Below are 16,573 nucleotides of genomic sequence, written 5' to 3'. Positions count from 1 at the left end.
CGCGGCCTGCTCGTTCGGGAAGTGGCCGCGGGCCTTGATCGCCCGCCGGTAGCGGGCGTTGAGGCTCTCGATGGCGTTGGTCGAACAGATCACCTTTCGGATCTCCACGTCGTAGTCCAGGAACGGGATGAACTCGCTCCAGGCGTTGTCCCACAAACGGATCACCGCCGGATACCGGCTGCCCCACTTGTCGGCCAGGTCGTCGAACGCAGCCCGGGCGGCGGCGGCGTTGACGGCGGTGTAGACCGGTTTGATATCGCGTTTGAGCTCGTCCCAGTGCTTGCGGGAGGTCAGCCGGAACGTGTTACGGATCAGATGGATCACGCACGTTTGGACGACCGTCTGGGGCCACACGTTCGTGACCACCTCCGGCAGCCCTTTCAGGCCGTCGCAGACCAGGAAGAACACGTCGCGGACGCCACGGTTGCGCAGGTCGGTCAGCACGCTCATCCAGAACTTGGCGCCCTCGCCGCCCGAGCCGGCCCACAGCCCGAGGATGTCCTTGTCGCCCTCGAGGGTGACTCCGATCGCGGCGTAGAACGGCCGGTTCGCGACCTGCCCGTCCCGGAGCTTGACCACGATCGCGTCGATGAACACCGCCGCATACACGGCGTCCAAGGGTCGGTCAGTCATCTCCTCGATCACCTTGTCAGTAATCCTCGAGATCGTCTCCTTCGACACCGACGCCCCATAGATCTCAGCGAAGTGCGCGCTGATCTCCCCGGTCGTCAATCGCTTGGCATACAACGAAAGCACGACCTCGTCGACGCCTGAGAGCCGACGCTGGCGCTTGCGGACGATCTGGGGCTCGAACGTGCCGGCCCGGTCCCGGGGCACGTCGATCTCCACATGTCCGGACGCGTCGGTCAACACCGTCTTGGCCCGGCTGCCGTTACGGATATTGCCGCCGCCGGCGGCGGCGCCGGCCTGGTCGTGTTTCTCATAGCCGAGGTGCTCGGTCATCTCTTCGTTGAGCGCGGTCTCCAGGACCGTCTTGGTCAGCTGCTTGAGCAGCCCGTCGGGGCCAGTCAACGACAGCCCCTGCTCCTTGGCCAGCCGCACCAGCTCGACCGCCGCCAGCTCCTCCGCTGACGGCTGCGGCCTCTTCTTCCTCGGGGTCACACCGTTCAGTGTCGCGGTCATCACGGCACCTTCCTCACCCGGCATCACACCGAGCGGGTCAGGCCCGAAACACCGTTAGATCCACAGTCCCAGGGGAGCCAGATGAGTGAACCGATGGTCACTGACGATCAGCTCGACGACGCTACGTAATCGAGCGGGGTCGGGTCGGGCTCGGTGTCGCTCTGAAGCCCCAGTGGCGAGTTGGCGGAACGGTCTCGTTCCTGCGTGGCCGTGGAGTCGTTGTTCTGGTCATGTCGGGAGCGAAGCGCCGCACACCGGTCGTGGTGGTGCGAGAGCCGAGGACGGCACCCTTGTCGGCGGAGGATCACCAGCAGGCGGTCACCGCCATGGCCGTCATGATCGACCAGTGGTGGTCGGGCGCCCGGGGCCGCAGCGGCGAGACTGTTTGTGGATCGTTTCCGTCCGGCGGTGCTGCGGACGGCCGGTGAGCTCCTCAGGGTAGGCGTCGACGCACCCTGTTCAGAGTCACGATTGGGCCCTGAACAGGGTGAATACGGTTCGGGTTCTGCCACATCGGGTCCACCGAATCGCTTGCTAAGCCATGTCCGCTGGCGCGGCCACGGCTTAGGAAGCGATTCGGTATGCCGATTCCGGGGGCGACCCCCGGAGACCCCACGTTCCGGTGGGCGCCGTCCGCGGTATGCGACGTCAGAACCAACGACACATTGGCTCTGACGTCGCCGGCTCGTGTCGTTACCGTCGTGACCCGCCGCCGCTGACCAAGCAGCAGCTGGGCCCGCCTCGGGCGAGCGTGGCGGTAGCGATCGTCCTATTCGGATTCCGCCCGAGCCCATTACCGTGCAGTGCGGTGCGCCTGTCGAGACCAATCGTGGTGGCCGGCGAAGGTTAGCTGCTCAAGCAGTTTCGGGTGTGTGCCTGGCCAGGAATTCGTCGATCGCCCGCCGGATCAAACCGGACCGTCCCGCTCGGTCGTTGCCGGCGAGCTCGTCGAGCCGCTGAACGGCCGAGGCGGAGAGCCGTACCCCGGTCACGATCATCGGCACGCTCTCTGGTTCCGGTGCCGGACCGAGATCCGGACCGGCGGCCGCGTCGCGCAGCAAATCCGAGATGTCCCCGCCGGCGTCGAAGTAGGCCACCAGCTCTTCCCGGGTCATCGCCCGGGGATCCCGGCGCATCGTCATCGCGTTCCCTCCATCCACTGCTTGACCTCTTCAGGAGTCGCTAGTCGGGCAGCCAGGATCGCGTAGCTGTTGACCCCGCCCATCCGCTCGCACAACACCACGATCACCCGGGCAGAACCGGCCAAGCCGGCCACCGCCAGCAGAAGCGTCCCGAGATGGTTCTCGATCCGTTGGGTCGAGAACAGCGCCTCGATCGTCTCCCGCTCGGACACACCGTGCCGTGCCGCGCTCGTTTTGCCGGCCTCTGTCCAGCCGTACTCCCGCTCGGTCACCCGGCCAGTGTATAACGCGTAAAACGTTCCGCGACAGCGACCGCAACCGAACCGGCCTTGGAGCCACGACAGACCTCGTGCAGCAGCCGCTTAGACGCCGCGAGGGCGATCCTCTCGCACCCGGTGGCGAGGCTCGGGCCTGCGGAAACGATGCCCGACCGTCAACATCAGGTCATCGAACAGCACCCGCCACCGCTGGGCGCGTCTACCGTATGTCCGCCAGGAACCGCTGCATCATGGTCAGTCCAGAACCGTCCACGATCGACGGTGGCTACCCTCGTACTTTCAAGGCATCGAACCGTAGCTCAGCCAAGGTCAACCCCGGGCTGGAGTACTAGAAGAGACTTCCCAGTCAGGCTGAACAGTTCGTCGATGCCCATGGCGACTCCCTGTCCTGGCAGGGGCAGCCCTCGGGTCACCCCTGGTCGGTGACGAATCAGACGGGAGCGATCGCGAGGTCGGTGACCTGGTCGTCCTTGATGCCGAACACGAACGCGAAGGACAGCGGCCCGCCGGGGAACTCACCGTCCCCGGAGGCCACCAGCCGGTCGCCCGCGAACGAGGTGGGCGTGATCACGATCTTGGGAGTGATCAGGTGCGCCTGGATCCACTCGCGGATCTCGGCCCCGCCGGCGTAGGTCGTCCCGTCATCACGCACGGTGGCCCCGTCGCCGAAGACTGCGGCCAACGCGTTCGCGTCGTGCGCGTTGGTGGCCGCGATGAAGTTCTGGACGGCCTTGGGAAGAGTGATGTGGTCCATTTCTGCTCTCCGGTTTCTCGGGCGCCAGAACGCGGGCGCGTGCTGGCATGTCCGTGCAGCGCCTCCGCAGCAGGATTACGCGACGACCCGTCACGGGCCGTGCCGCGCGGTGACCAGTTCGAGATGTCCGACCAAGGGTCAAGTCGGCATGGACACGCGCTGGGCGCATTCCGCTGGAGGCATCGTCGGGTCGGTTGTGCGGTAGCTCACCCGACTGGGTTCGTTACGTTCGCGGCAAGGTCGGCTTCCGCGGGTTGCGGATGCAACTTCTGGCAACAGCCTTAGAAGTCCGCACTGCGTGAGAGGTTCTCGTTCGCGCCCAGCTCTGCGAGTGCGTCCTTGTGCATCGCAACAACGACCTCGTAACCGGAGTTGCCGAGCACGATCCGGTGCGGCGGAACGGGTGCGTTCATCGCACCGAACACGGCCTGCACTCCACGTTTAGGGTCACCCGGTTGCTTGCCGTTCAGGTCCACGAACGCCGCCTTCACGGACTCGACCATCGGCACGTAGGCGTCGACCGTCTCGTTGACGGGCTCGTTCTCGAAGCTGGCGTAGGCCTTTGTGCGGAACGCCCCCGGCTCTACGACGAGCACGCGCACACCGAACGGCTCAACTTCCTGGCGCAGTGTCTCCGACAGTCCTTCGAGCGCGAACTTGGCCGCAGCGTAGTAGCCGAACCCCTGCGCCCCGACGAGGCCCGCCACCGATGACATGTTCACGATCCAGCCGTCGCCGCGTGCCCGCATACCTGGCAGGGCCGCGCGAATCACCTCGACCACGGCGAACAGGTTGAGGTCGAACGTGCGTCGGATCGTCTCGTCAGAGGCCCCCTCGACCGAGCCGTACCAGCCACGGCCCGCACAGTTGACAAGCACGTCGATCCCGCCGAACCGCTCCTCCGCCGCCGTGACCGCCGCACGCACCTGGTCGGCATCCGTGACATCGAGCTGGAGAACCAACACCCGGTCGCCGTACTGTTCAGCCCATTCCTGCAGCTCAGAGGGCCGACGCGCGGTCACCACCACTTGATCGCCTTGTTCCAGTGCAGCCTCGGCATAGACCACGCCGAACCCTCCGGGCGTCCCACCAGTGACAAACCAAGTCCTCATGGATCTATCCTCCCGCTATAGAAAGCAATGTAGCGCTATATAGCGTACTGTAGCAGGCATGAAGAACGCACGGGATCGACTCCTGCTCGCCGCGGCCGAGCTGTTGCAGGGCGGCGGGGCGGTGTCCACGAGGGCGGTGTGTGAGCACGCTGAGGTGCAGGCCCCGACGCTGTACCACCATTTCGGCAGCAAGCAGGGACTGTTCGACGCCGTCGTAAATCATGGTTTCACCCAGTTTACGGCAGTTGAGAACTCTGGCGACCCGCTCGACGACCTGCGCGAGGGCTGGGACAGGCACGTGCGGTTCGGGTTGGAGCACCCGTCGTTCTACGCGCTGCTCTACGGCCGCATCGAGCCGGGAAAGCCCTGCGCCGTCACCGCTCCCGCGCACGCCGCGTTGCGCACGCGGTTCACCGACGCCGCCGCCCAGGGCCTACTCAAGGTGCCAGCGGACGACGCCGCCGAACAGCTGCTCGCCGCCAACGTCGGCGTCACGCTCACCTTGATCAGCCAGCCGGAGCCTGACTTCGGGCTCTCCGGACGCGTCCGCGAGGCCGCGTTGGCCGGGGTCCTGCACACAGCTTCCACCGACGCCCCCAAGACCCGTGCAAGCGCCGCACTGACGCTACGAGCGCTTGTCGACAACGACCCCGGCGACCTCACCCCTGGCGAACGCGCGCTGCTCGGCGAGCTGCTGGACCGCCTGGCCCGCTAGAACACGCGGCGTTCCGCCAAGGACCGCACGTCCTCGTCGGTCTGGACACGCCGTCCCGCCCCGATGCGCCAGGACGCGGCAACGATCGCCAGGGTCAGCGTTGATCGAATCCCGCTCCCATGCTTGGCGTGACCCGCCGAGGGTTCGAACCTGCGCGCGGATCGCACTACAACCGCCGATTTCGCACAGGCGCGACGGTCACAAACTGGCCCTGAGCTGCTGGAATGCGGTTCGCATGCCGCCACATTGGGTCCACAAATCCCACGTTCCATTGCGCGCGGTCCGCGGTTCGCGACGTCAGACCCAACGGCACGTTGGCTCTGGCCTAGCCGGCTCGGCGCCGCTCGACGGTCCTGCCATGGCGGGAGTCCTGATGGCCCGGGCGCACCGCTGTCCCCTTCGGAGGGAACGCCCGTGGCATCTCAAACCGCTCGTGCCGCGTGAACGGACCGCTGTCGCGACGACGGGGTATGGAATTTGTTGCTGTTCAGGCAGTTTCGGGTGTGTGCCTGGCGAGGAATTCGTCGATCGCCCGACGGATCAAACCTGACCTTAATGGTTTGTCATCACCGGCGAACTCGTCCAGCCGCTGAACGGCTGCCGCGGAGAGCCGCACCCCGGTCACAGTCCATCGGCACGCTCTCGGGGGCCGGTGCCGGACCGAGATCCGGGCCGACGGGTGCGTCGCGCAGCAGTTCTGAGATGTCTCCGCCTGCGTGGAAGTAGGCCACTAGCTCTTCCCGGATCGCCACCCCGGGATCCCGCGCGGCGGCGCTGGGCTGGCCAGTGGTATCTGGAGATCAACCACTTTCACGATTGACGGCCGGCGGGACTCGGAGCGTCATCCAAACCTAATCGACGAGCATGCGTGTGACGTTCGGTGATGCCGACAGCGCGGACATCCCAGACAGACCCGGTCTGCTGAGAGCTGGCTCCGCGTCGGCAAAGGCCGGCGCTGAGGGCAGCGCCGGCCTTTCTCCGTCAGGGGCCTCGGGTTCCCGGTGTCTTCGCGACCCACAGCACCACGGTCCGGTCGGCGCGGGGTGCCGCGCCCGTGACGTACCAGTCTTCGGGCACGGCGGCCTCCACCTTGTGCGAGTCGGCGCCGGCGCGGTACTCGATGGTTCGCCCTCGGGCGGCGACGGCCCTGCGGACCTCGCCGACCTGCTTGCCGACCAGTTTGCGTACCCACCGCTTCTCGTCCTCGGTAGCGCCGCCCGGGGCGGCCGGAGCGGTTTCTCCCGACCGTGGTGTCCGCCCGAAGACCACCCGTGCCGACGACCGGAAGTCCACCGGTACGCGAATGCCGACCGAGCAGTTGCCGGTCGCCGAACAGTCACCGGGCGCCTCGATCGTCTCGATCGCCGGCCCGCTGTCGCTGGCGACCTCCTCGAAGATGACCCGCCCGACCTGTTCGGGGCCGGTCGCCACGACTGACAGCTCGATGTCCAGACCACGTTCGGCGAGCTCCGCCTGGTATCGCGCCGGGTCTGCCACCGGATCCAAGATCCTGATCTCGAGGTAACCATCCACCTCCACGATCCGCAGGACCTGCGCTTGGGCCGGCGCCGGTCCAGTAGGACTGGACGAGGGCACAACGGCCACCATTACGAAGATCAGGGCCGCGAGCGCAGCCACGGCAGGTCCGGCTACCACAAGGCGGCGCCAGGAGAGCCACGGTTTGCGACCAGACGCCTCTGGTACGGGCTGGTTCAGGATCGCCTGCAGTAGCTCCTCCGCAGCCGGCCCAGCCGGGTCCGCCGCGGCGGATGGCACCTCATACTGAGGCGCGAGCAGCCGGAGCAGGGCGTCCTGCCGCTGGTGAATATCGTTCACGTCAATCCCTTCGTCGCGTACTCAGAAAGCGGTGAGTCGTCTTGCAGCGCCCCGGCGAATCGGCGACGAGCCCGGTGCAGGCGGATGCGGACCGCGTTCACCGAGCAGCCGAGTACGACCGCCATTTCGGTCGTGGACAGGCCCTCCCAGGCGACGAGGCGCAGCAGCTCCTGGTCGGCCTCGGGCAAAGTGCGGAACGCGCGGCCCACGTAGTCCGCCGTTTCGGGCGGTGCCGGCGTTGCATGCGTGAGCTCGCCATGCAGGCGTGTGGCCAGGTCGGCGGTGCGCCGAGCGCTGCGGCGGTGGTTCGCCAGCACCCTCCGGGCCACCCCGAACAGCCAGAGCCGAGCCTGGTCGGACGGGATCTCGTTGATCCGCCGCCAGGCAACAAGAAACGTCTCTGCCACCACGTCCGCGGCAGCGTCGGGCCGCTCGCTGCGGCGTAGTGCGTAGTTCAGCAGGTCGCCGTAACAGGCCCGGTACATCGTCTCAAACCGGTCGGCGGCGTCGGCGCCCGTTCGGGCTGGAGCGGCGCGTGCCAAAGTTGCTCCCTCCAAGAGGTGGAAGCCGGACCGGACGGCCCGACAACCACCACATGTCCGCCGCGACCCGAAGCATTTCCAGGCGGGTGGGTTGTCGCGATCAAGTTGGTGCGTGTCGCAGTCGGACACGGCGTCTACCCTCGGGTAGATCACTTCGGTTGTGTGGGCCATAGTGATCGAGGGGCAGCCGCCGCCGAGCATCCGGCCTGGGGAGAGGTTGACGAACGGCTGCGGGTCGCGGTGCTGCGGGCGCTGCGGCCGGTGTTCGGAGAAGCTGGCAAGACCCAAACCCTGGGACGCCTGCGAATCAGCCGCGCTGAGCCCCTTTACGCCCGGCCGCGTACTGATGCGCCCGCACAATCGTCGAGTCGGCCTGCGCGTACCAGACCACCTCACCGTCAGCCTCGGCCAACGCCACCACCGCGGCTTTCAACCGCGCCCAGGCGCTGTCCGGGGACGACCGCCGGAACCGGTCATGCGCGATCGATCCCGGGCCGTACCGGGCCGGCATGTGCGCCCACGGCGACCCCATCCGCTTCACCCAACAGATGCCGTTGATGACCTGCTGGTGATCCCGCCACCGATCACCCTGCCTCGGCAGAGGCGGCTCCAAGACCGCCCACTCCGCATCCGACCGATCTAGGTTGATCTTGGTGTTATTGGGCGAGGGGTGCCGTTACCGCGGAGCGTCTCGGCGAGGATCTGGACGCCTTCGTCGCGGAGGTGTTCGCGTCGTTGACGCGGTCGGGTTGGCAGGACCGGGCCGGTGACTACCTGCGCTGTGTGATGCTCGACGGGCGTGGTAAGTCGATCCAGCCGATGGCGGCACGGCTGGCCAGGCCGCACGAACAGGCGTTGAATCACGTCACGAACAGACCGTGGGCCGCCCCCGCAGTGCGTGAACGCCTCGCGGTGCGGATGGATAAGGCGATCAGCCCCGCGGCGTGGGCGCTGGACGACACCCGCTGGCTCAACTGCGGCACCACCTCGGTGGGCGTAGCCCGGCAATACACCGGCACGGCCGGAAAGTCACCAACTGCCAGATCGGCGTGAGCCTGAACCTGGTCACCGACACCGCGTCCCGCCCGATCGACTGGCGCCTGTTCGTGCCGGAACCTTGGGACACGGCCACACCCGAGACCGTCGAACGCCGCCGCCGGGCCGCGATGCCGGCCGACGTGAGACATCAGGAGACGTAGCGCCCGGGCCTGGAGACGATCAACGAAGTCCGCGACCAGGGTGTCAAACCGCCGCTGACCGTCGCTGACGCCGGAGACGACGACGCCGCGCAGTTCCGCCAAGACCTCGAGAACCGCGACCTGACCTACGTCATCGGCGTGAACAGCGCGCATACCGCGTTTACCATCGACATCCACCGCACCGCACCGCACCGCCCTACGAAGGCGCCAGCCTTAGACCGCCGCTGATCTACCGCCAAGCCGCACCCAGCCTCAAGACCCACGTGCTCGATGCCAGCCGCGACGCCGTCCGGCCGATCATCCGGCGACCAGGTTCACGACACCGCAGCGGCAGACCCCGGACGATGCGCGGCCACCTCGTCTTCCTACGGCTGCGCCCAGCCAGCCTGACCCACCGACGCCGATTCTGGGCAGGTCGACTCGTTTGCTTCGATGAAGTCGCTTTGAAGCACCGGCATGATGTTCTCGCACCCGTAAACCTGACCGCGCGAGGTGCCGACGAGACCTGGATGGTCGAGCTGGCGCCAGTCACAGAATGGGAGAACCGACGTGCGCAAGAGGACACGGGCGATGTTCAAGGCCGCAGCGGCCGGCGCGCTGCTGGGGGTGGGCGGCGTCGCCGTCATCGCGGCGCCGGCTCAGGCGGCACCGCCGTCGAACTGCTACAACAATTCCGTCTGCGTGTACGCAGACATCGACTTCAACCATGGAGACCCGTACTCAGCCTATGAGAGTGTGATCCCAGCCCACCAACTCGAGGGGTGCGAGGTCGTTTTCCTCCGGGACGGGCTACTTACATCGTTCTACAACAACACGGGTACCGCCTACGACCTGTGGAACTGGAACGGTACCGGATCGCGGCGCAAGGCCGGCACGATGGCCCCGCGCAAGGGTTACCGCTACCTCAACGCCACCCACAACGACAAGGTCGATCTCGTCACCCGCGCGGGTTGCCTCGACCCGGCGTAGTGCCCGGGGGTCTGCGTCACGGCGGTGGCTACGGCGCGATCTGCTCGTCTTCGTCGGCACAGCCGCGACGCTGACCCCGGGTGCCGCCCGCCAGCCCGGCGTCGGCAGCACTACCCAATGGCTGCACTACTACAACCACCAACGCGCCCACACCGCAGTGCGGACCGATGTCCCATGCGGTCGTGAGCAGGTCGGCGGCGATGGCCCACGGTGACGAGAAGCTCTATCGCGGTCGGGCCGTTCGCGCCGGGCGCCGCTGCGGCCTTCTCCACCGCGCCTCGATCAACTGGCAGTCCTAAAGACGGCGCAGTAATGGTGCGAGTCAGCGGTCGCCGAACCGCCGCCTCGATCCGTGTTTCGCGTTGTACATAGCGACGTCGGCCTGTCTTAGTAGGAGCTCGACACTTGCCGTTCCGGGCATCGATGAGGTAGCGATGCCGATGCTAGCTCCCACCGCAACGTTGCGACCGTCGAGCAACATCGGCGTAGAGATGTCGGCGGTTGTTCGTCGAGCGACGGCGTCAGCTTCTTCTCGCGTGACATCACGCAGCAGCAACGCGAACTCGTCGCCGCCGAGCCGGACGATGATGTCGGGTCCGCGGACTATTTTCTTCAACCGCTCGGCGACCTCGACGAGGACAGCATCTCCAGCCGAATGACCCAGATCATCGTTAATTTGCTTAAAGCCGTTGAGGTCAATGACGATCGCGGCGACAGCATGATTCTCGGAGAATTCTGGCTCGATGGTGTTTAGTAACGCGCGATTGCCGAGCCCCGTCATCGAGTCGTGACATGCCTGATAACGGAACCAGGACTGGAGAAGGTGCAGCGCATCAACCTGTCTGTTTCTTGACCTTGTGTTCAGGCCGCCGAGTACCGCCAAGATCAATCCGAGGCCGATGACGAGGCTTGGATGTGGTTTTGAGACGTTGTTGTAAAGATTCAGCCAGAGGAGGATATAAACGCCGCTCAGCGCCAGCCACATAACTAACGCAGCAGAGAGGGACCGCCGCACGGCGGCCTCGATAATGGGGATCGCGAGAACGGGCCAGCTAAGGCTTGAGGGCGTCGCGGCGGAAAGCGCGACAATTCCGGATATGGCCACGAAATCCAGGACGAGCTGCGCCACCCCCAAAGCGGAATAACCGGGCTCCCGAAACCTGATCAATGCAAGGACGCCCAGCGCGCTCCCCGCCGCGAGAACACCGACTGCAACGAACGTGAATCCGGTCGCCCAGATCGCGTCACCGCCCAACCGCGGTGTAATCGCAAATCTTCCGATGAGGATCATGATGATGGCGATTGCGCGAGCTGCCAGGATGCCAAGTTCGAGCTCTTTGCGTTGACGGAATACAGGCTCCATCCAATCATAAGAAGGCTCAACGCTGCCCGGACTGGGCGAATGCGGCATGGCCCGCGATGCCGGGAGGGCCCGATGGCTCGGGTCGAGGCGTACCTGCCGACGCCCGATACGGCCCATACCCCACCTCTAGACGTCCAGCCACAGCGCGGGCCGTCGCTGGCTCGGTCACGACCCTGACCTGACTCTGACGCGTACCCACGTCCTGCGGCGCCGTCGAGCTGAGAGACGGGCCTCCAACGACTATGCCGGAGACACTGGCATCTGATGAATGATTATGTAAAGGCGCCGGTGCCGCTCATGGCGACAGCTTCGCTTAGTTTACCCGAGCGATACACGCGATGAAGCCACCCAGACGATCCCCTCCATCGCCTGAGTGGGCGCGATCCACGGTTAGGTGTCGCGGTGCAGGCGGATTCGCCCCATCAGGTCGATTTGCGTCGCCTATGATTCGGCGCCGGTTGTAGATCACCCATTGCGCCGGTGTTACGTTTGTGGCTAAAGACCAGAGTTTGGTCCATTCCGAGCCGAGTCGCGCAGTGATATCGCCACAGCAAGACCTCCGCGGCGAGCGCTGTCATCCGAGCGCAGGTTTCGCACGGCGCGAGGGTCAGGAACGCATGGGCGACCGAAGCGAGGCCTGTTTCACAGTCGTCGATGCACGCGTATTCGTACCCGATGCGCCAGCCTTCATCGCCGGGGTGCGCCGATATATCCGAGCCCGGCCGCGTCCCCTACGCTGACGCCTCGCACCGCTCCGATCCCGACTCGAGACAGGACCTACAACCCGTTGCTCATCTGCTGCGCGACGGCTCCATGACCGGTCCTCGTGTCGAGCGAGAGTGCCGTGGCGTCCCTACCGAGAACGTCGAGCCGAGCCGGTTCGTGCCGTCGGGCGCCACTGCCTGAGTGTCACCATGTCGGACGCTGACCACTAGGTTGCTTCCGATGACCCGAAACACCGGGTCCTGCCGATCCGATGGATCCCTACACTCGGGTGAGTCCAGAACAAGCACCGATCCACCGCCTTCGTCAGGTCCGGCGACGACGCTGCCGCTCCGATGCGAGCACTTGAGGCGGATCATCGCTGCGGACCATTACGGTAGTGGCCAGCGCGCCCGCGACCACCGCCTCCACTGCGGCCGTAGCAAGAACGACACGCCGACCCGTAGCTGCGGTCCGAGACGGCTTGCTGATTTTGGTCATCACCCGCATCCGCATGTCGGCGACCTGCCTTCGCGGGAGCCGCCGCTCCAGTGGCGGGATCAGGGAACTCATCCTCGCTCCTCGCTGGACTTCGTCGTTGCCGAGCACCCGGGCCAGCCGGGCCCGCGCCCGGTCGTTGGAAGGTTCGATCGACTCAGGCCTTTACCTTCGAGTCCCTATGGGAGAGCACTCGCGTCGAGCGAGGGTGCGCTCCCATCTCTCCGATGTCGCGCTTCCACCTCTCCGACTGTGTCGAAGGGCAACAGCGGACGTCGCGTGAGCCGTCAACGCTCTACGCAGCAGTGCCCACCCGCTACAAGCGGGAACCTCTGGCTGTTGCTCTCTCTCTACGAGCATGCTTGAGAACGTCTCATGTGGTTGCTGTGGCACCGTGACGCCGGCGGGTGGTGGTCGGCAGGATGGCGCGGTGTCGTTCTCTCGTCGTGATTACCCATCCGATTTGACCCATGCACAGTGGGGGTTATCGAGCCGCTGCTGCCAGAGCCCAGCGACGGAGGGTCGGCGGGAAAAGCATCCGCGGCGGGAGGTTGTCAACGGGACCTTGTAAGTGGTGCGGTCGGGGTGTCCGCGGCGGTGCCTGCCCGCTGATCTGCCGCCGTGGCAGACGGCGTACTGGTACTTCACGCGATAGGCACAGGTTGGCGTAACTGAGCAGCTGGTCGCCGCGTTGCGGATCAAGGCCCGGGCCGCCCAGGGGCCGGGAGCCGGAACCGTCCGCGGCAGTTATCGACTCCCAGTCCGTGAAAGGTGGCGACACTGTCGGCACCGGCTCGCGGCGCTACGACGCCGGCAAGAAAGCCAACGGTTGGAAGGGGTTCATCGTCACTGACACGTTGGGGTTGCTGGTCACCGTCTGGGTCCTGGCCGCGTCGTGGCAGGACCGCGATGGCGCCAAGAGCGCTCTGGTCGCAACGAGCCTCGCGGCGCCGTCGATGCGGCAGAAGGGATTCGCGGTCCACCCACGCCGTTGGGTTGTCGAGCGAACCTTCGCGTGGTTGACCGCACACCGCCGGTTGGCCCGCGACTACGAACGGATCCCGGAAGTTCCCGAAGCCATCATCTGCTTGGCCGCGATCGCTGGCATGGACCGCCGCATCACCCGCGGCACACCGGTCCGGCGACAAGCCCCTCGCACCTTCACCTGGAGCTGACCGAGCCTCTTAAGAGGTGCTGACGTAGCCACGCTCATTCGGCTAGACAGGGCGCATTTTCAGGATGGCACGAGCAGAGGTTCCGGTTACCATCGTCAGTTCGATGCCGTTGATCTGGGCCGGTCGGCCATTTGTGACGGAGACGTGCCCTTCGGCACCAGAGATGTCCGAGTCGAGGCCGCCCACCACGCCACCAGGGCCTTCCAATTCCTTCAGCCACAGTGTGATCTTTTCTTCAGACAAGTATTCGACCTCGATCGCAGAGAGGCGCCAGCCAGGGTCGAGGTGGACCTCGTCTTCTTTCTGGACCTCCACCTCGCAGGCCGCATCACGGCACGCTGCGAGGTTGGTGCTGTCAGCGGCCGGCAACGGTAAGGGAGACGACGAGGCGTTTTGCGTGGGCTCAGCCACGGCTACACAACCGGAAAGGCTCATGGCGGCGACTGCCATAACGATAAGGACCCTGCCTGCCATGACCACGCCTTCCGTGCTCCGTCGATCGGATCGACTGCCGCGGTGCCCAAGAGCCTATGAAAGCCCTCGGCCTAGCGATCCTATAGATTGCACGTTTCAGAACGCCTTCACGGCGTGGCTATTACGCCGGTGAGGAACGTCAACGGCCGCAGGCGGAAGTTCGTCACTGCCTTGGGCCCTTGCCGGGCCGCACCGGGGCAGGACCGCGACGGCGCAAGGGTGCCTAACGGCGCCAACGATGTGGCCTCTGTTCGCCGACTCCGGCTTCGCCGGCCGGCCACCAGAAGGAATCACCGTCCGCCCAGACGGTGAGTCGTCGGGCGTCTCCCAGCCGCGCTACCGCGCATCGACGGCGGTCCGCGGCTACGACCATCCCGGAAGTCAGTGGTGAGCGCCCCGGCACGCCGGGCGATCAGGTCTCGACGGGCCGCGAGCCGCGGCGAGGGGCAACATCGAGAGTCGAGGTCGACGACCGGGCTATGGCAGGCGAGCGCCTGCGCATCGCCGGTGGAGCTGGGGGCGCAGTCTGCTGCGCGGGGATGCAACTTTTCAGGCGGGTTCCGCATCCATTCCGGCGACAGTTATCTAGGGAGGAAGCGGTGTGGACGACGATGGGTTCCGGGAGTTTGTTCAGGTCCGCTACATGGGTTTGCTGCGTACGGCGTACCTGTTGACCGGCTCCCGCGACGCCGCTCAAGACCTAGTCCAGAATGCCCTAGTCAAGGTGATGAGTCGGTGGTCGCGGGTTGATGATCCGATGGCTTATCTGCGGCGGACCATGGTGAACGAGCGGACTGCCAGGTGGCGTCGGATCGGTTCACGGGAGATCCTCACCGCCTTCGTGCCGGAGCGATGGCGGCCAGATCCCGCCAACACGGTCGTCGAGCGAGACGAGTTACTGAGCGCTCTGGGCCAGCTGCCGGCCAGGATGCGTGCGGTGCTGGTGCTCCGCTACTGGGAGGACCTATCCGAGGCGGACACGGCCGCGATCCTCGGATGCTCGGTCGGGACAGTTAAAAGTCAAGCCGCACGAGGGTTGGCGAAGCTGCGCGTTCTGCTCGCGCCAGCAACCACTGCTCACCAGGTGGGAGAAGCGATTCGAGGAGGTAAGGCATGAGCGTCGAGGAGCTGCGTGCGCATTTCGAACGGATCGCTGGCGCCGTAACGCCTGACGTCGATCCGTACGGTGCCGTTGTGCGCCGGGCGGGTCTCCGCCGGCGGCGCCGGCTTCGCGGGCTTGGCACGGCCGTGGCTGCGCTGACGGCCGTAGCGCTCGCCGGTCCTGCCGCATTGAACGCTGCCGGATGGGATGAACTGCCTCCCGCGAACACTCCGTCAGGCCCGTTTGTTGGGCTTCCGGTGCACTCGTCGTGGACGTGGCGGTTGATCAACTCTCCCACCCGCGGCAATCTCGCTCACGATCAGTCACTCATCCAGGACATCACTCGCGAGTTCGCTCAGACCGGCGACATACGCAACGGGTTCGGCTTGTTGGGGAAAGCACCGAGCAGCAAGGTCCTTTTCGCCGACGAAGACACCGACTCGCGTACCGTGATCGTCGCGTACTACTCGAAGTCGGAGGCAATGCTCGTCACGCGATCGTCGCACCGCGGGGCATCGGCCGCCGACCTCGTCAAAGGCTCCGGGACCACCAAGCCGTGGGTAGACCCGTTCACAATCGTCGGTGAATCCTTTGGTGGCAGCTTGCGGGCGCAACACTGGGTCGGTCTTGCCCCGAGCGGATGCAGGGTGGACACCTCCACCAACGGGGTCGTCCAACCCGACGGCACAGTCCGCCGAACCTGGCAACCGTCACCCAATGGTGACTACATCGTGTCTGAGGACTACCCGCCCTTGGCGCTTTGGCGGGTCATCTGTGATGGTGTGGTTCGTTTCCAGTCTCCCGCGGCCTGGCAAGGGGCCTACGACGACCGCGTAGAGGCGGCCGCGAAAGCTCCGACCGACGTGAAGACTTCATGGGCAGGCATCGATCCGGCTACAGCTGCCACCGCGCTGGCCGCTCACCGTGGCCTGAGCGAGCACGCCGGGCTTCAGACCAGCAACGCCGAGGTCCGCTGGGGGGGATCAGTGCCCGGCACCGGCGGAGAAGAAGCACCCGCCGTCCTGGTCGGCCCGAAGTCCGGCGCGGGACCGGTGGTGCTCCAGGTGGGCGAATCGACGGCTCTAATAGTCGCGCTGGGTCCCACGCCTCAAATTAGGCATTACTACACTTCGAAGTACGTCGATAGGATGTCGTGGACGACCGCAGCGTCCACAGCCTCATCCGAGTTGATAGCGATACGCATACCCGTCAGGCAGGATCTAGGTGCCATCGCGACCGACAACATGCTCGTCGTGGCACCTCCCACAGCGGTCAAGGTCGAAGCCACGGTCAACGGCCGTCAGGTCTGGAAGGCCAGCCCGCTTGACGATGGCGCGGGAATCTTCAACGTCCGTTATCGCGGCGATGTGACCCTGCGTGCTCTCGACGCAACCGGTGCTGTGCTCGCCACCGCACCCTTGCAGGACCGGGCCCGTGGGAACTACTTGTTCGGAGAAGAGGTGATAGCGAACTGGTAGGACGGACGGTGGCCGAGGCGCCAATCGCCTCGGCCGGGCGGGCCCCCGGGCGCCAGCGTGTAGGGGACCTCACCAGCTCGGGCTGTGCTCG

At 65.9% G+C, this 16,573-nt stretch carries 18 protein-coding genes; 8 read left to right on the top strand and 10 right to left on the bottom strand.

The window, feature by feature from the left end; translation table 11 throughout:
- The 5 genes from Asi02nite_RS32605 to Asi02nite_RS32585 form a co-directional block, all read right to left on the bottom strand.
- Positions 1-1,143: IS256 family transposase (locus Asi02nite_RS32605; protein ID WP_203717858.1), on the bottom strand; the 1,143-nt coding region annotated here is incomplete at its 3' end.
- 854 nt (positions 1,144-1,997) lie between these two features.
- The gene (locus tag Asi02nite_RS32600; protein ID WP_203717857.1) at positions 1,998-2,285 is read right to left on the bottom strand and encodes a ribbon-helix-helix domain-containing protein; all 288 of its coding nucleotides are present in this window, start codon (positions 2,283-2,285) and stop codon (positions 1,998-2,000) included.
- Positions 2,282-2,557 (bottom strand): hypothetical protein, encoded by a 276-nt coding sequence (locus Asi02nite_RS32595; RefSeq protein ID WP_203717856.1) that lies wholly within the window; start codon positions 2,555-2,557, stop codon positions 2,282-2,284. The genes Asi02nite_RS32600 and Asi02nite_RS32595 overlap by 4 nt, the downstream gene beginning before the upstream one ends.
- Positions 2,558-2,993: 436 nt before the next feature.
- The gene (locus Asi02nite_RS32590; protein WP_203717855.1) at positions 2,994-3,317 is read right to left on the bottom strand and encodes a nuclear transport factor 2 family protein; all 324 of its coding nucleotides are present in this window, start codon (positions 3,315-3,317) and stop codon (positions 2,994-2,996) included.
- A 281-nt stretch (positions 3,318-3,598) separates the two neighbouring features.
- On the bottom strand, positions 3,599-4,429 hold the full coding sequence (locus Asi02nite_RS32585) for an SDR family NAD(P)-dependent oxidoreductase (protein WP_203717854.1): 831 nt from the start codon (positions 4,427-4,429) through the stop codon (positions 3,599-3,601).
- Between the two features lie 58 nt (positions 4,430-4,487).
- Here Asi02nite_RS32585 and Asi02nite_RS32580 point away from each other — a divergent pair, with 58 nt between their 5' ends.
- On the top strand, positions 4,488-5,144 hold the full coding sequence (locus Asi02nite_RS32580) for a TetR/AcrR family transcriptional regulator (RefSeq protein ID WP_203717853.1): 657 nt from the start codon (positions 4,488-4,490) through the stop codon (positions 5,142-5,144).
- 981 nt (positions 5,145-6,125) lie between these two features.
- On the opposite strand, the gene Asi02nite_RS32575 is transcribed toward Asi02nite_RS32580, so the two are convergent.
- The 3 genes from Asi02nite_RS32575 to Asi02nite_RS32565 all read right to left on the bottom strand — a co-directional run bounded on the left by Asi02nite_RS32575 (position 6,126) and on the right by Asi02nite_RS32565 (position 8,171).
- Positions 6,126-6,677: a hypothetical protein gene (locus Asi02nite_RS32575; RefSeq protein WP_203717852.1), complete on the bottom strand. Its 552-nt coding sequence runs from the start codon at positions 6,675-6,677 to the stop codon at positions 6,126-6,128.
- A gap of 299 nt (positions 6,678-6,976) precedes the next feature.
- The gene (locus Asi02nite_RS32570) at positions 6,977-7,522 is read right to left on the bottom strand and encodes an RNA polymerase sigma factor (RefSeq protein ID WP_239127336.1); all 546 of its coding nucleotides are present in this window, start codon (positions 7,520-7,522) and stop codon (positions 6,977-6,979) included.
- Positions 7,523-7,829: 307 nt separating this feature from the next.
- Positions 7,830-8,171, bottom strand: coding sequence for a transposase (locus Asi02nite_RS32565; protein WP_275410418.1), 342 nt, complete (start codon positions 8,169-8,171; stop codon positions 7,830-7,832).
- Between the two features lie 74 nt (positions 8,172-8,245).
- Between Asi02nite_RS32565 and Asi02nite_RS43020 the strand changes: the two genes are divergently transcribed.
- The 4 genes from Asi02nite_RS43020 to Asi02nite_RS32545 all read left to right on the top strand — a co-directional run bounded on the left by Asi02nite_RS43020 (position 8,246) and on the right by Asi02nite_RS32545 (position 9,690).
- On the top strand, positions 8,246-8,575 hold the full coding sequence (locus Asi02nite_RS43020) for a transposase (protein WP_203717850.1): 330 nt from the start codon (positions 8,246-8,248) through the stop codon (positions 8,573-8,575).
- A complete protein-coding gene (locus Asi02nite_RS43015) occupies positions 8,572-8,721 on the top strand; it encodes a transposase (RefSeq protein ID WP_444541782.1) in 150 nt (49 codons plus the stop codon). Before Asi02nite_RS43020 ends, Asi02nite_RS43015 begins: the two co-directional genes overlap by 4 nt.
- 9 nt (positions 8,722-8,730) lie before the next feature.
- Positions 8,731-8,949 carry a transposase gene (locus Asi02nite_RS43010; protein ID WP_203717860.1) on the top strand — a complete coding sequence of 73 codons (219 nt, stop codon included), beginning with the start codon at positions 8,731-8,733 and terminating at the stop codon, positions 8,947-8,949.
- A gap of 342 nt (positions 8,950-9,291) precedes the next feature.
- A complete protein-coding gene (locus Asi02nite_RS32545) occupies positions 9,292-9,690 on the top strand; it encodes a peptidase inhibitor family I36 protein (protein WP_203717848.1) in 399 nt (132 codons plus the stop codon).
- Between the two features lie 322 nt (positions 9,691-10,012).
- Here Asi02nite_RS32545 and Asi02nite_RS32540 read toward each other — a convergent pair whose 3' ends face one another.
- A complete protein-coding gene (locus Asi02nite_RS32540) occupies positions 10,013-11,053 on the bottom strand; it encodes a GGDEF domain-containing protein (protein WP_203717847.1) in 1,041 nt (346 codons plus the stop codon).
- Positions 11,054-12,924: 1,871 nt separating this feature from the next.
- Between Asi02nite_RS32540 and Asi02nite_RS32535 the strand changes: the two genes are divergently transcribed.
- The gene (locus Asi02nite_RS32535) at positions 12,925-13,428 is read left to right on the top strand and encodes a transposase (protein ID WP_373312367.1); all 504 of its coding nucleotides are present in this window, start codon (positions 12,925-12,927) and stop codon (positions 13,426-13,428) included.
- Between the two features lie 42 nt (positions 13,429-13,470).
- Here the strand turns inward: Asi02nite_RS32535 and Asi02nite_RS32530 are convergent, their stop codons facing one another.
- Positions 13,471-13,902: a hypothetical protein gene (locus Asi02nite_RS32530; protein WP_203717845.1), complete on the bottom strand. Its 432-nt coding sequence runs from the start codon at positions 13,900-13,902 to the stop codon at positions 13,471-13,473.
- A 601-nt stretch (positions 13,903-14,503) separates the two neighbouring features.
- On the opposite strand from Asi02nite_RS32530, the gene Asi02nite_RS32525 reads away from it, so the two are divergent.
- Both Asi02nite_RS32525 and Asi02nite_RS32520 read left to right on the top strand, forming a co-directional pair.
- Positions 14,504-15,019: a SigE family RNA polymerase sigma factor gene (locus tag Asi02nite_RS32525; protein ID WP_203717844.1), complete on the top strand. Its 516-nt coding sequence runs from the start codon at positions 14,504-14,506 to the stop codon at positions 15,017-15,019.
- On the top strand, positions 15,016-16,482 hold the full coding sequence (locus Asi02nite_RS32520) for a hypothetical protein (protein ID WP_203717843.1): 1,467 nt from the start codon (positions 15,016-15,018) through the stop codon (positions 16,480-16,482). The genes Asi02nite_RS32525 and Asi02nite_RS32520 overlap by 4 nt, the downstream gene beginning before the upstream one ends.
- The last annotated feature ends 91 nt before the right edge of the window (positions 16,483-16,573 follow it).

The sequence above is a fragment of the Asanoa siamensis genome, assembly GCF_016862555.1.
Taxonomy (GTDB): Bacteria; Actinomycetota; Actinomycetes; order Mycobacteriales; family Micromonosporaceae; genus Asanoa; species Asanoa siamensis.
This window is presented reverse-complemented; position numbering and strand designations above follow the sequence as displayed.

Coding starts and splice junctions, on each gene's coding strand:
- Asi02nite_RS32600 (WP_203717857.1), bottom strand. CDS start 2,285: ATGACGATGCGCCGGGATCCCCGGGCGATGACCCGGGAAGAGCTGGTG.
- Asi02nite_RS32580 (WP_203717853.1), top strand. CDS start 4,488: ATGAAGAACGCACGGGATCGACTCCTGCTCGCCGCGGCCGAGCTGTTG.
- Asi02nite_RS32545 (WP_203717848.1), top strand. CDS start 9,292: ATGTTCAAGGCCGCAGCGGCCGGCGCGCTGCTGGGGGTGGGCGGCGTC.
- Asi02nite_RS32585 (WP_203717854.1), bottom strand. CDS start 4,429: ATGAGGACTTGGTTTGTCACTGGTGGGACGCCCGGAGGGTTCGGCGTG.
- Asi02nite_RS32590 (WP_203717855.1), bottom strand. CDS start 3,317: ATGGACCACATCACTCTTCCCAAGGCCGTCCAGAACTTCATCGCGGCC.
- Asi02nite_RS32530 (WP_203717845.1), bottom strand. CDS start 13,902: ATGGCAGGCAGGGTCCTTATCGTTATGGCAGTCGCCGCCATGAGCCTT.
- Asi02nite_RS32520 (WP_203717843.1), top strand. CDS start 15,016: ATGAGCGTCGAGGAGCTGCGTGCGCATTTCGAACGGATCGCTGGCGCC.
- Asi02nite_RS32540 (WP_203717847.1), bottom strand. CDS start 11,053: ATGGAGCCTGTATTCCGTCAACGCAAAGAGCTCGAACTTGGCATCCTG.